Below are 13,643 nucleotides of genomic sequence, written 5' to 3'. Positions count from 1 at the left end.
AAGAAAAAGCCGCAGAAATGCGGCTTCTTTGGCATCTGTGCTCATCACAGATCTTGCCTGAGTTGTTAAAAGGACAAACGTTTGCACTTCCCAAAAGATGAGGTAGAGCGCTTAACTCAGGAAGGGCTTTGCCTTCAAATATAGGGAGGACTCACGTACAATCAGGCGGTGCGGGATAATAACCGGGTTCTGAGCGAGAGGCTCGTTGCCGAGAATTTTTAGTAAAACCTGAACTGCGGTATACCCGAGCTGGTATGTGCCAATATCAATGGAACTGAGCGGAGGTGAAGCAAGTTCGGACAACGCGATATTGTTAAAACTGACCACACTGATATCCTCAGGCACTCGATATCCCAGCTCCGCAAGTGCTCTTAACACACCGAAAGCGACATTGTCATCGATAACTACAATGGCGGTAGGCCTGTCGGGCAGCGACATAAAAAGGGACATTGCCCGGAAGCCGCTTTCCTGTAAGAATTCACCCTCCACGATCCAGTCGTTCGTTGCCGTTAATCCGGATTCTTCAAGAGCCTTCCGATATCCACGCATGCGATCATGCGATAACGTAATATCAGGCGGGCCGCTCACAAAGCCGATGCGTGTGTGTCCCTGTGCAATAAGATGCTGCGTTGCATCATACGCGGTCTGCACATTATCGTTGTCGACCATAGGGGCATTCGGATGTGTCTCACTTCGGCCAATGAGAACAAACGGGAATTTTTCCTCTTCGAGAAAAGAGATGATGGGATCGTCCCGTTTGGAACCGAGCAACAGAATACCGTCGACCCTGCGACCATGCACGAGACGGGAAATGGCCTGTAATTCATCATCGGAGGACGTCTCGGTGGACAGCAGTAACTCATAGTTGTTACGAGTCGCGTGGGTAATAATGCCGCGCAACAACTCTCCAAAGAAATAATTTTGAAAAAGCTCCTCCGCAGGACGGGGCAGCATAATTCCAAGCGTCTGTGTTGTTTTGGATACAAGGCTCTTAGCCATCATATTGGGATGATAATTAAGTTCTTTCATAATTTGTTTAACTTTAAGAGATGTTTCCGTACTGATTCTGGGATGGCCTGAAATCACCCGTGACACTGTAGAAGGGGAAACACCCGCCAATTTGGCAATATCCTTGATCGTAATCATGTAAAAAACCCCTTCTGATTCAATCATTTCAACATTCTCCTATGGTAATGCAAAGGGTACCAGAAATCAATTGTTAACTCGTTAACCCGGAATGCAAGTGGAGCAAAATAAAGGAAGATAGAGTTAGATCAAGGAAATAGGAAATTACTGTGAACAAAATTTAGGATATGGTTAAATTTGAAGGAATACAGCTTGTGCAAACGTTTGTACAAATAAAGTGCGATATTGTATGATGTGGTATATATTATAGCGCTTACATCATTGAATTTACATACTTTTAACTCATTTACCCCTACATATCGAATGCATCAGTGACATTGTGTTTCGTTTTGAGCAAACGTTTGTACAACGATTCACATGGAACACAAATCCTGACAATCTACGGCGTTTAAAGGGTGAAAAGCGCAAAATTTTCTTGAACTACACAGAGGGAAAGGGGACATTTCACATGAGAAAATGGCAAGGCACAGTTCTGTCCATCGGAATGGCTTTTACACTAGCTGCATGTTCAACCGGAGGAGGAGGAAGTTCTACTTCTGCAGCGCCAAGTGATAATCCAGAGGATACCGTGCAGCTGACTGCTGAGAATCTCCAGCCAGAAGAGGGCGCAACACTGGTGATCTGGGAGGATAAAAACCAGAGTAGCTTTATTCAGCAACGAGTCAAAAAATTCGAAGAAAAATATGGCGTCACGGTCAAAATGGAGGAATTACCGCCAACAGATCAGGTAACCAAGTTAACGACGGATGGCCCTGCCGGGCTTGCTGCGGATGTCGTTGTGTTCCCGCATGACAAGATTGGAAGCGCCTCGGAAGCAGGACTTATTTTGCCTAATGATATCTTCGAAGCTGAGACCACAGCTAATATCAGCGAGAATGCGCTGAAAGCGGTGACGTTCAAAGACATTTTATACGGATATCCGTACAGCGTCGAAACGTATGCCCTCTTTTACAACAAAGCCTTGTACCCTGAAGCACCGAAAAACTTTGATGAAATTATCGATTTTGCCAAAACGTTTAACAATACCAAATCCAATCAGTATGCGCTGATGTGGGAATTACAACAATTCTATTATAACTATGCTTTCCTAGCGTCTCAGGGTGGATATATCTTTGGGGACAACGGGATGGATAGCAGTGACCTCGGTTTGAACAACGAAGGAGCGCAGAAGGGGGGAGAATTCCTCCAAAAGCTGAAGGCTGAAGTGCTGCCGCTCAAGATGGGCGATGTGAACTACGATATCAAAAAGGGACTGTTCTCCAGCGGCAAGCTGGCCATGGATATTAACGGACCTTGGACCATTGCCGACTATCGCAACGCCGGAATTGATTTTGGAGTTGCTCCGCTTCCCGCTATTGATGGCAAGCCGATGACTTCCTTCTCGGGTGTCAAAGCCTATTACGTCAATGCGTTTACCCAGTATCCTAATGCTTCCAAGTTGCTGGCCGCATTCCTCTCGAACGAAGAAGCCCAGATGGAGAACTTTGACATGAACGGTACGCTTCCAGCGAACAAAAATGTGGCGGCAGACGCCAAAGTACAGGAAGATCCGATCAACAAAGCCTTCCTTGAACAATTCAACAACTCAACACCGATGCCTTCCCTTCCAGCCATGGACAGTGTATGGGGACCTATATCGTCAGCTATTACAGATATTTGGGATAGCGGCAAGGATGTGAAAGCCTCCCTTGACAATGCTGTGAAACAGATTAAGGAGAGCCTGGCAACCACACAATAATGACGAAACAGCGATGACACGAATGAACGGTGAACGATGAATGATACCAAACGGAGAGGAGGGAGCATATGCGGCAACAGCATGTCCCGGTGTCTGCCCAGCCCAATCGGGAAAAGCAGCACCGGATGACAGCAGCCATATGCTCCATCATACTGCAAGGTCTCGGACAGTTATACAATCGGCAGTGGATTAAAGGTATTATTCTATTGCTGCTGGAGGGAGCAGGGCTTGCATACCTGCTTCCTCGGCTGTCCCAAGCGGTATGGGGAATATGGACACTGGGGGAGAATACACAGCGTTTTGTGAAAGTGAACGGTTCAACGGTGCTTCAAAAGGGCGACCATTCTATCTTTTTGTTGCTTGACGGAATTATTGTGCTGCTGGTCTTTTTTGTGTTTGTGCTTGTTTACATTCTGAATATCCGGGATGCGTATATGACCGGACTTGCAAGAGAGCAAGGGAAACCGACGCTGGGAGCCGCGGCAACGATGCGCAATGTAATGGACAAAAATTTTCCGTATCTGTTCCTGTCCATCCCGGCACTCGGTATTCTGTTTTTTACAATCATGCCGATTCTGTTCACCGTTACGATTGCGTTTACGAACTATGCGGCACCGGATCATATTCCACCAGCCAAACTGGTGGACTGGGTAGGGTTCAAAACATTTACGGATCTGATCCAGCTCAAATCCTGGAGCCAGACGTTCTACGGCGTGCTCACCTGGACAGTCATCTGGGCAGTCTTGGCGACAGTAACGACGTACTTCGGCGGAGTGCTTGTAGCTTTGTTAATTGAACAGAAAGGCATCCGCTTCAAAAAGTTGTGGCGTACCATTTTTATTTTGCCTTATGCCATTCCACAGATTATCTCGCTACTACTGATGCGCAATCTGTTCAACGGTCAGTTTGGACCGATCAATACGTATATGCGAGCATTCGGACTGGAAGGCTTGCCTTGGCTGACGGACCCTTTCTGGGCCAAAGTTACTGTCATTGTCGTCAACATGTGGATTGGTATTCCGGTCAGCATGGTGCTCATTTTGGGTGTGCTTACCGCTATTCCGCGTGATCTGTATGAGGCAGCCGAAGTGGATGGCGCTTCTGCGTTCCAGAAGTTCAAGATTATTACGATGCCGTTCATTTTATTTGCCACGACACCGGTGCTGATTATGCAGTTTGCCGGAAACTTCAACAACTTCAACGTCATTTTCCTGTTAACGAACGGTAACCCGCTTCGAGGAGACTATCAGTATGCAGGGGCAACGGATTTGCTGGTGACCTGGCTCTACAAACTCACACTCGACAATAATAAATTCAATATGGCTTCTGCGGTAGGTATTATCATCTTCCTGATTATTGCTACCTTCTCCATCTGGAATTTCCGCCGCTCCAAATCATTCAAGGAGGAGGACATGATCCAATGAAGAAACGCAACAATCCAATTCGTTTGACACTCAGTTACGTGCTTTTAGTGATTATTGCCGTCGTATCCGTATATCCGGTTTTATGGATTTTTCTGTCGTCCCTGCGTCCCGGCGCGGCATTGTTCAGTGAACGCTTATGGCCGGAAAGCTTCACTCTTTCTCACTATGGAGAGCTGTTTAACAATCCGTCCTTTATGTACGGCAGATGGTATATGAATACGCTGAAAATCGCATTCTTCACGATGATTTTCTCCACATTAATGGTGACGCTGGGCATGTACGCGTTATCCCGGTTCCGTTTTCGGGGGCGTAAAACGATTCTGTCCACCATGCTCATTCTGGGCATGTTCCCAAGCTTCATGAGCATGATTGCCATCTATATTATTTTGCTACAAATCAAACTGCTCGACACGCATGCTGCGCTTATTCTGGTCTATTCCTCAGGGGCAGTGCTGGGCGGATTCATCGTCAAAGGTTTCTTTGACACCATCCCGCGCAGTCTGGATGAAGCAGCTCGTATCGATGGTGCCAGTCATCTGCGTGTGTTCACCAGCATCATCCTCCCATTATCCAAGCCGATGCTAACTTACGTTGCCTTAACCAGCTTCACGGGGGCGTGGATGGATTTTATTTTTGCCCGACTCGTGCTGCGTACCAAAGAAAATTGGACTCTGGCTGTAGGAATGTGGGATCTCGTGAATCGATATCAGGACAGTAACTTCACGATGTTTGCTGCAGGAGCTGTACTGATTGCTATTCCAATTACTTTGTTGTTTGTATTCCTGCAACGTTTCCTCGTTCAGGGGCTGACCACAGGGGCGTCCAAAGGGTAAGAAGACACCGTGCCTTCAACAGCATAGTCAGCCGCAGCAATGGCAAGATAAGCCGCAGTTGCGGCAATTCAACCAGGCACTTCCGCAACGTCATGTCTTTGTTGACTGACCATGCTTCGGAAGTGTCTGCTTGTGCTTAGGGAGAATTATATCCAGGCTTTCTGATTAAGGCTTGCTTGTCGAGGGCTTCTAATGAAGAAAAAGGAGGAAGGTGATGTATGGGCATGAACCCTTCCAGTGAGCCTGAAGCTACAGTCTATCCAGGGGGACAAGCTACTCTGCAGAGCAGTGAAGCTCCGCGCACCCTATGGTGTAACAGGACGTTCCGCAGAATCCTGTACGGGTATGGCATATCTGTTTTTGGTGACTGTTTTAATAGTATTGCCATCAGCCTGTGGGTACTTCAGACAACGGGCAGTGCTAAGAGCATGGCTGCTGTGCAGATCTGCAATATGGTGGTCAGTTTTCTATTTGGATCAGTAGCGGGTACGGTGGCCGATCGGCTGGATCGAAGGAAGCTGATGCTGGCTTCAGACGTGTTTCGCGGTGTGATCGCTTTGCTGGTTGCAGTTAGCCTGTTCAGCTGGCATGTACCTTTTCCTGTATTGCTGTTGTTGCTCTCATTATCGATGTTTTCCAGTCTGTTTCAGGCTCCGGCATTTCATGCTTCCGCTGCGAGCATCGTGGGTAAAGAGCGCATCCAGCAGGCAACGGGTACCATTCATCTGGTGGACAATCTGGCTCGTATCAGTGGTTTGGCGGCAGCCGGGGTCGCTGTAGCTGCGTTCGGCGGTTTTGTCGCCATCCTGATCACGGGGGCAACTTTCCTATTGTCTGCAATCTGTGTGCTGCTGGCAGGGCGTTTTCCACAGGTGATGCGTGCCAGTGGTGACCCGAAATCTTTTGCACAGGCGTGGCGCAGTTCGTTTGCTTACATCTATCGGAGTCGACTCATTCGTTCCATTGTATTACTCAATCCGCTGATACTTCTCTTTTTTATGTCAGCCATGATGCTCATTCAGGTGATGGCTGTTAACGTATGGAAGGCGAATCCAGTTCAATTTGGTTTGATCGAGACCTGTATTCCTCTGGGATACATGATTGGATCAGGGGTATTGATTGCTTCGGGAAAAAGATTGAAACATCGCGGGCGCTGGGTCTTTATCGGCTTACTTGTGTTAGGGCCTGTTTATATGCTTCTGGCGAATGTATCCTCGCCTCTCATGGCCTTGCCGCTTATCATAGGTGGAGGAGCCATGTTTGCCTGTTGCACGATGCTCACCCAGATTATGCTTCGCACCGCCGTGCCAGATGAGATGCAGGGTAGCGTTTATGGTGTCGTTGGCACCATTACGAGTACGGCGCCGATCCTGGGCCTGACGGTAGTCTCGATCTTCGCGGATCACTGGGGTGCCGCCGCCGTATTGGAAGGCGTAGGGATGATGTTGCTTGCAACAGGAATCGTTGCCATCACAACCTTGAAGTCCATTCGAACCTATACTTAGTTATTCATACAAATGAAGACAGGCGGTTCTTTTAATAAGATCTTAACGAAACATCCTCTGTCACCGATCCGATCGCATAGCAAAAACCCGGAATATACGCTACATTTGCGTATTCCGGGTTAGCTTGTGTATTCAATGATATGAAGTTCTTACTGCCAGTTCACCGTAACGGTGGCTGTTCCGCTTGCTGGTGTAGTGAATGTGTGGTTAGAGCCGTTTTCCCATGTAATCGTTGAACCGTTTTTCTTGAAAAATTTGAACTCCAGCTGTTTGCCTGCCGGTACGCTGACATCATAGTACCAGGTTGGGTATTGATGAATGACCTGATTGAATGCTGGTCCAATGGCAGTCGAACCGGTGCTCCAATTACCCAGTTCAGCCACATTTCCTGTCAAATAGAGGTTCTGTCCAAGCGTTGTGGACGCATTGTTTACGACGAAGCGAACGGTGACCTGATCGCCAGTCAGGATGGTGAAGTTGTTGTAAGCATTGCTGTTTACTCCGCTCGCGGCAACTTTGACTGCATAGTTGCCAGCGGCAACGGAAGGGATGGTTACTTTAATCTGTGTATCTTCCCAAGACGTAATCGCTGCTCCGGTAACCGCTGTAGTGCCGAAGTAGACCGTGCCTTTCGTCGAGCCGAATCCACGGCCATCAATTGTCACCACATTACCGGGTTTCCCCATAACCGGACCAACATGACCGATGGTTGGTGTTGTTTCGGCAGTTGTGTATTGCCATACTGCCGTTGCGCCCGCAGCAAGGGTAAAGTTATTAATACTGCCGTTCGTGGAGGTGATGTTATTTCCGTTCAGCACCCCGCCAAGTACATCCGTGTATGAGCCTGTAGGCAGGGAAGTACTTAATCCTGTAATGCTTGCTGACGTGGAAAGATTGCGGTTTACCGCGACAACGGCTACGCTCTTGCCGAATTTACGCTCATAAACATATACATCATTATTAATCCAGCGCTGCTGTGTGGAACCGTAGGCAATGGCCGGATTGGATTTGCGCAGAGGCGCGAGTTTACTTATGACGTTAAAAGCTGTAGTGGATTTGGAGAACGAAGGCATTTTGGCACGGTTATCCGGATCGCCATTCCCCGTCAAATACTGTTCAGTACCATAGTAGATGGCAGGTACACCACGTGAAGTCAATGTGAAGGCCAAAGCCTGTTCCAGACGGCGATTGTTGACCGCGCTTGTTTTGAAACGATCCATATCATGGTTGTCGATGAACGTCACCTGATCGTTCACTTGGTTGTAGTCCGTAGCTGTGCTGTTAATCATGGAATCCAGAGCGTACATGTTGGACGTGTTATCACGGAACACATTACGCACCGCAGAGTTAAAGCGGAAGTCGAGCAGGCTCATACCAGACTTGTTAGCAAAGTCATTGTTATCTGCATCGGATGCAGCTGATCCCAGGAACCATTCTCCAAAAGTGAACACGGGTTTGTGTGCGTAGATGGAGGACATCCAGCTCTTTTGCCAGCCGAGAGGCATATGTTTCACCGCATCCACCCGAATACCGTCAACGCCCATATCAAGCCACAGTTTGATCGCATCTTTGAAGTATTTGTCGATGGTCGCATTATTGTGGTTGAAGTCGGCCAGGTCATACAGGTTTTTGTAGATGCCGTTCTCCAGAGAAGAAAAATCGGAACCGCCATTGTGATGGAAGTACCCGTTGGTATCATTGGTATAACCGCCTACCAGTGTACCGTTATCGTACAGTCTGCCATTTTCGGCAAAAGAGGTGTCGGTTTCCATCGCTGGAGAGGTGTGATTCGGTGCAAAGTCAATGACAATCTTGATGCCTTTGGCATGAGCCGTCGTAATCAGGTTCTGAAAGTCCGCCATCGTGCCGAAGTACGGATTGGTCTTTTTGAAGTCTCGAGCCCAGTAGCCGTGGTAGGCAGTATTGGTTACGCCGCTATAGTTGATCGTCGCAAAAATATTTTCGACAGGCTGGGATATCCACAACGCTGTGACACCCAGATCACTGAAATAGTTATCGTTGATTTTGTTGATTAACCCTTGCCAGTCTCCTCCGCAGTACAGCTTCAAATTGCTGCATGTGGCATCATAAGCGGCTCCGGTGGGGTTGTTGGAGGGATTGCCATCCAAAAAGCGATCCGTAAATACTTGGTAAATCACATCTGTACTGAAGCTCTGTTTGTTGGTCACAGCGGTGTCCGGATCGGCGTATACAGCGGAAGCTGGCAAGAACGGCAGGGCGCTGCCGGCAAGCAAGCCGAGGGTCAGTGTAGTGCTGAGGAATGCGCGTTTGGCCATTTGAAACATGGTAATCCACCCTTCGTGAATGTAGTAGTTTTTGATAAACAACCAACGGACTTTGAATTGTAGCGCTTACAATAGTACAGGTTGATTCACTGAGATGTTTGGATTCCTCCTTCCAGGCGCAAACGCAGGCAACCCCGGTATCTCCATGGGAGTTACCGGGGTTGTCCTAAACCACTGGGGTTTAAAAGCATAGCCCTCGAGTTATGATCACAACGCTATCTTAAGAAAATTTGGTTTTTATGTCAATAACTTTTTTCTGAGTATTTTTTTTCTATTTTTATATTTACAAAAGTATCCCGCTCGATTTAAACTATTCGCAGATTCAATCAAATTAAGGGCTATGCTTTCCGGATCAGCTTGTAATTCAGCTGACCTATCCGGGACAACCCCGTCTCTCCTGAGGCGGGGTTGTTTGTTGTCACCTAGGATTCACAGCAGAATCCGGGGGAGGTTTGCTTAGTTAGTTTGTCCTGAGGGAAAAGGAAGAGAGAGGCGGTTGATGGCAGTGAGCACAGGATCGGTTATAGCGTGTCTGAAAAACATTCAGGCATCGCAGCTCGGCAATAAGAGAAACATTTACGTATATCTTCCGTCAGGTTACGAGGAGCAGATTAAACGGCATTATCCGGTGTTGTACGTTCATGCAGGACAGCGGGCTTTTGGGCCATCCAGTCCGGGAAACGAAACGTGGCAACTTGACCTGGCAGCAGATAAACTCATCTCTGCTGGCCGGATTGAACCCATCATTATTGTTGCCATTGCCCACGTTCGTCCGGTTACCCGCAACGAGTTCTATCACTACGTTGATGCTGAGCAGGAAGCAATCGGCATAGGAGGCTCCGGAATTGAATACGAGCAATTTATTATTGATGAGCTTAAACCGATGATTGATCAGCGATACCGGACAAAAAGGGATAGAGATAACACGGGATTACTCGGTTCCTCGGCGGCTGCATTATGCACCTTGCATATCGGGATGCGTCATCCCAATGTGTTTGGCAAGCTGATCATGATGTCTCCGTACTTTGTGGATGCACAATTGGATGAACAAGCTGAGAATGGACTGCGGGAGAAAAACATGTACCGACTGCCGGATAGCATTCCGGATGTGAACATGTGGGTGGATATTGGAGACACCGAAGGACTGTTCTTGCCTGAACAGGTAAGAAGGGTTGTACAGAAGATGCTGGATCGGGGAGCGGACGCAAAAAAGCTGGCTTACTTCGAACAGGCAGACGCTTGCCATCAGGAAGCGGATTGGGGAGCGCGAGTGCAATTCCCCCTGTTGTACATGTTCGGCCAAGAAGGGCAACCGACTTCATTAGAGCTATATGGCAGAGATGTCATCGGACTAGAAGGTGGAATGCAGGTGAGGGTTCAGGCGCGGTTCCAGTGTGATAACGGTCTGAGTCAGACCTTGCTAAGCGGAGAGTATGTTTCAAGTCATCCCGAAGTTCTTCAGGTTCTTGCAGACGGTACGCTGATTCCTCAGGCCATAGGGAGTGCTACAATTACGCTGGAATCGGGTGATTTAACGGCTACACGAGATTACAGGGTTATATCTGAACTAACCCCCGTTGTACAGGTCTGTATGCAGGCAAAGCTTACACCAACTTTCAGGTCATCGGAGCCATGGGAAGAATTCATCTACGGCGGGATGGGCATGAAGCTTGCGCATGCAGGTGATGGTCACTATGAAGGCTGTTATCTTATTCCGCGAGACAGTGGCTTCTCTTTCCGTTTTACCCGTGGTTTCCGGCAATTCGAGACGGATCAGGAAGGCAATCCCATAGCCAATCGAAAATTTCGTGCAATCGAAGACATGTCTCTCCACTATCATATTCAGGCTTGGGGCAGTGCATCTGCCAAAGTAGAAATAGGAGGCTCCCTCAAATGATAATCCATTCCTTCGCTCCAACACTGGACATCCCTTACTATTATCCATGCAATTTCCCCTTGATTCATGAAGTGCTTGAGCGGCAAGGCTCCGTTTCAAGTCTTGCCATGCTGGCTGCCAGCCGATTATATACGCTGCCATCATGCGAAGATAATGGCTTTGTGAAGACGTATTTTCACAAGCTGGATTATGAGGAACCGATCTGGAAGATCAATAATCAGCGGGAGCTGGGCAGCTTTGAGGAAGGAAAAATAGAGATTCGGCGGCAGCTTGAAACGGGCGGGCTTTTTTTGGCCACAGGCACCAGCTATCATCTGCCTTATTGCGACGACTATCACAATCCCGAGTATATTAACAAACATGTCAAACAAGGCTCAAGGCATTACCTGATGGATCATTGGCTTGCCGTGTATGGCATGGATGAAGACCATATGTATGTCTACGACCCTGTGTTTTACAAGTTTAAAGGCAAGGTGGAACATGCAGCTTTTCATGATTTTTGGAGAGGGCATCAAACGATCCCTGAACTTGCAGAGGTTAAACGGAAGGAGACGCTGCGAACCTACGGAACAACGGATATTCAGGCCAAAGTCCTGCTGGATTCGCAGGGGTACCGGGAGATGCTGGCCCAAGCATTGACTACTCAGGTACATGAATTTTTGACAGGTAGAACGATCATGAAGGGAGCACGGCGTTTTTATTTTGGACATGCTGTCTCTACCAGTCTGATCGATGCACTGGAAGGAAATGCAGGAGGGAATGCAGAGAGCGAAGCGCGAATATCGGGTCTGCTTTTTGATATGCGGTGGAGCCGATATTATTTCCGGGACGTGCTCAAGGAGTCTGCTGAGTGGCTGGGTGCTCCGCTTGACCAGTACGCCAAGGAATATGAGAACATCATTCTCCGATGGGAAAAGGCCAATAGTTTGCTTCAGGTGGCAAGGATGAAGCAACGTGAAGGGTGGCAAGCTCAGTTGTCAGGCGTAGTGCAAGAGCTAGCCGCAGATGAATACAACTGGTATTCGTCGTTAAGAAAAGCACTGCCTCAAGCTTCCACATATCCGCGGCAATCCCAAACAGATATAGACAACGAAAATGAACACAAGGCAGCTCTGCTACGCATTGTACTGGATAGCTGCCGGGAGCTGAATGCGTATCATAACACATTCATTGCCTTGGATGAGGGCGGTAATGCACCACTATATGGTCGGGATGGACGACTGAATTCACTGGAACTGGTGTCTTTACTGGCTGTGGTAGAGCAGGGCATTGAAGAGCATTGGGGAAAAGGCCTGGGGAACGCTCTCGCCGAGATTGCTGCTGCTTCCTTGCCGGAAAGTCCGTATCAGACGGTCGGCTCGCTGGTGAATTATCTTGCACAGCAGCAGACCTTGGGCAGTGATGGGGAGGGTGTGAGGTGATTGATTTTTTGCTAGAGCGCTTTACCGCTCACATGCAGCACCCGGCGTTTATTTGGGAGGAGCAAGAGTACAGTTACGACTGGCTGGTTCGTCAGATTTTTCTCATGGGAGAATGGATCGAGAGAGAGAGGATATCGGGGCGGGTTGTCACATTGGAAGAGGACTATTCTCCCTATGCAGCATCGGCAATGCTGGCATTGCTTGGAGCAGGGTGCATCGTGCTTCCGATCGATCGTCATTTGGTCGAAGCGAAACGGGACGAGTACGTAAAGTTGGCACATGTAGCTATGCGCTTGGGGGTAGATGCCGGCAAGCTTGTGGTGAGACAGGTGCGCGAGACTCATGAAGTAGAAGCGATGCCATCCATTTTGACTGAATTGCGACTGGAGCAGATTGGCGGATTGGTTCTGTTCTCCTCAGGTTCTACGGGAGTGAGTAAGGCGACGGTTCACCGGGCAGACCGGTTGTTACAGTCCTTTCGGCGGCAGGTGCGTCCGCTACGGACCATACCCTTCATGATGTTTGACCACATCGGCGGGGTGAACACCATGTTACAATCGCTATCCAGCGGCGGCTGCTTATGTATTGTGGCGAATCGTACTCCGGAGGAAGTGTGCCGTACCATTCAGAAACATCGTGTACAGGCGCTGCCCGTATCCCCGACTTTTATGAATCTGCTGCTTCTGGGAAAACAAGATGAGCATTACGACCTTTCCAGCCTGGAAGTGGTCTCTTATGGCTCGGAAGTAATGCCTGAGTCGGTTTTGGAAGCCTGGACTCGGCGCTTTCCGAGGATCAGGACGATTCAAGCTTACGGCATGTCCGAATTGGGGATTTTACCAACACGTTCTAAAGAACCGGGTTCGCTGTTATTTTCCATTCAGGATGACGAGGTGAAGTGTCGGCTTGTAGATGGGGAGTTACAGATTTATACCGCAACGGCGATGATGGGTTACCTGAATGCTCCGTCTCCTTTTACAGAAGACGGTTGGTTGCGAACGGGAGATGAGGCAGTGGTGGAGGGAGGATATATCCGCATCCTGGGTCGTCGTTCCGAGATTATTAACGTAGGTGGCTGGAAAGTGTACCCTGCTGAAGTGGAGAGTGTGCTTGAAGAGATGGATGGCATTGAAGCGGCGGTAGTTACGGGAGAAGTGAGCGGGATAACAGGCCAGCAGGTGAAAGCGACAGTGCGACTCGCGGGCCCTAGTTCACTGAAAGAGCTTCGCAGGGCTATATGGACTTATTGCCAAGACAAACTACCTGCATACAAAATTCCGCAGAAAATTGTGATTACAGAGGAAGCACTCGTCAGCTCCCGTATGAAAAAGGTCAGAAAGCCGGTATGATCGCCGCCGGATCATGCGTAACCG

Annotated in this window: 9 protein-coding genes; 7 read left to right on the top strand and 2 right to left on the bottom strand. The window is 48.6% G+C overall.

Translation table 11 applies throughout. The features are described from left to right. Positions 1–111: 111 nt before the first annotated feature. Positions 112–1,146, bottom strand: coding sequence for a LacI family DNA-binding transcriptional regulator (locus H7T88_RS15945; RefSeq protein ID WP_154891249.1), 1,035 nt, complete (start codon positions 1,144–1,146; stop codon positions 112–114). A gap of 448 nt (positions 1,147–1,594) precedes the next feature. On the opposite strand from H7T88_RS15945, the gene H7T88_RS15940 reads away from it, so the two are divergent. The 4 genes from H7T88_RS15940 to H7T88_RS15925 all read left to right on the top strand — a co-directional run bounded on the left by H7T88_RS15940 (position 1,595) and on the right by H7T88_RS15925 (position 6,646). Continuing rightward, positions 1,595–2,884 (top strand): sugar ABC transporter substrate-binding protein, encoded by a 1,290-nt coding sequence (locus H7T88_RS15940; RefSeq protein WP_221789282.1) that lies wholly within the window; start codon positions 1,595–1,597, stop codon positions 2,882–2,884. A 68-nt stretch (positions 2,885–2,952) separates the two neighbouring features. Further along, positions 2,953–4,308 (top strand): carbohydrate ABC transporter permease, encoded by a 1,356-nt coding sequence (locus tag H7T88_RS15935; protein WP_090917488.1) that lies wholly within the window; start codon positions 2,953–2,955, stop codon positions 4,306–4,308. Continuing rightward, positions 4,305–5,141: a sugar ABC transporter permease gene (locus H7T88_RS15930; RefSeq protein ID WP_221789281.1), complete on the top strand. Its 837-nt coding sequence runs from the start codon at positions 4,305–4,307 to the stop codon at positions 5,139–5,141. The genes H7T88_RS15935 and H7T88_RS15930 overlap by 4 nt, the downstream gene beginning before the upstream one ends. Positions 5,142–5,359: 218 nt before the next feature. Next, a complete protein-coding gene (locus H7T88_RS15925) occupies positions 5,360–6,646 on the top strand; it encodes an MFS transporter (RefSeq protein ID WP_221789280.1) in 1,287 nt (428 codons plus the stop codon). 149 nt (positions 6,647–6,795) lie between these two features. Here H7T88_RS15925 and H7T88_RS15920 read toward each other — a convergent pair whose 3' ends face one another. After that, positions 6,796–8,952, bottom strand: coding sequence for an alpha-amylase family glycosyl hydrolase (locus H7T88_RS15920; protein WP_221789279.1), 2,157 nt, complete (start codon positions 8,950–8,952; stop codon positions 6,796–6,798). Positions 8,953–9,451: 499 nt separating this feature from the next. Between H7T88_RS15920 and H7T88_RS15915 the strand changes: the two genes are divergently transcribed. The 3 genes from H7T88_RS15915 to H7T88_RS15905 are packed head-to-tail and all read left to right on the top strand — an operon-like array spanning position 9,452 to position 13,619. Next, complete coding sequence (locus tag H7T88_RS15915; protein WP_260510947.1) at positions 9,452–10,849, top strand: alpha/beta hydrolase; 1,398 nt, start codon at positions 9,452–9,454, stop codon at positions 10,847–10,849. Then, on the top strand, positions 10,846–12,270 hold the full coding sequence (locus tag H7T88_RS15910; protein ID WP_221789277.1) for a cysteine peptidase family C39 domain-containing protein: 1,425 nt from the start codon (positions 10,846–10,848) through the stop codon (positions 12,268–12,270). Before H7T88_RS15915 ends, H7T88_RS15910 begins: the two co-directional genes overlap by 4 nt. Continuing rightward, on the top strand, positions 12,267–13,619 hold the full coding sequence (locus H7T88_RS15905; protein ID WP_312027628.1) for an ANL family adenylate-forming protein: 1,353 nt from the start codon (positions 12,267–12,269) through the stop codon (positions 13,617–13,619). The genes H7T88_RS15910 and H7T88_RS15905 overlap by 4 nt, the downstream gene beginning before the upstream one ends. Positions 13,620–13,643 lie beyond the last annotated feature (24 nt).

Source organism: Paenibacillus cucumis (ex Kampfer et al. 2016) (assembly GCF_019748695.1).
Lineage (GTDB): Bacteria > Bacillota > Bacilli > Paenibacillales > Paenibacillaceae > Paenibacillus > Paenibacillus polysaccharolyticus.
Note: the sequence above shows the minus strand (reverse complement) of the source record. Positions and strands in the feature narration are given on the sequence as shown.

Bases quoted from the DNA above. Each gene is read 5' to 3' on its own strand.
- H7T88_RS15930 (WP_221789281.1), top strand. From the start codon at position 4,305: ATGAAGAAACGCAACAATCCAATTCGTTTGACACTCAGTTACGTGCTT.
- H7T88_RS15910 (WP_221789277.1), top strand. From the start codon at position 10,846: ATGATAATCCATTCCTTCGCTCCAACACTGGACATCCCTTACTATTAT.
- H7T88_RS15920 (WP_221789279.1), bottom strand. From the start codon at position 8,952: ATGTTTCAAATGGCCAAACGCGCATTCCTCAGCACTACACTGACCCTC.
- H7T88_RS15935 (WP_090917488.1), top strand. From the start codon at position 2,953: ATGCGGCAACAGCATGTCCCGGTGTCTGCCCAGCCCAATCGGGAAAAG.
- H7T88_RS15915 (WP_260510947.1), top strand. From the start codon at position 9,452: ATGGCAGTGAGCACAGGATCGGTTATAGCGTGTCTGAAAAACATTCAG.
- H7T88_RS15945 (WP_154891249.1), bottom strand. From the start codon at position 1,146: ATGATTACGATCAAGGATATTGCCAAATTGGCGGGTGTTTCCCCTTCT.
- H7T88_RS15925 (WP_221789280.1), top strand. From the start codon at position 5,360: ATGGGCATGAACCCTTCCAGTGAGCCTGAAGCTACAGTCTATCCAGGG.
- H7T88_RS15940 (WP_221789282.1), top strand. From the start codon at position 1,595: ATGAGAAAATGGCAAGGCACAGTTCTGTCCATCGGAATGGCTTTTACA.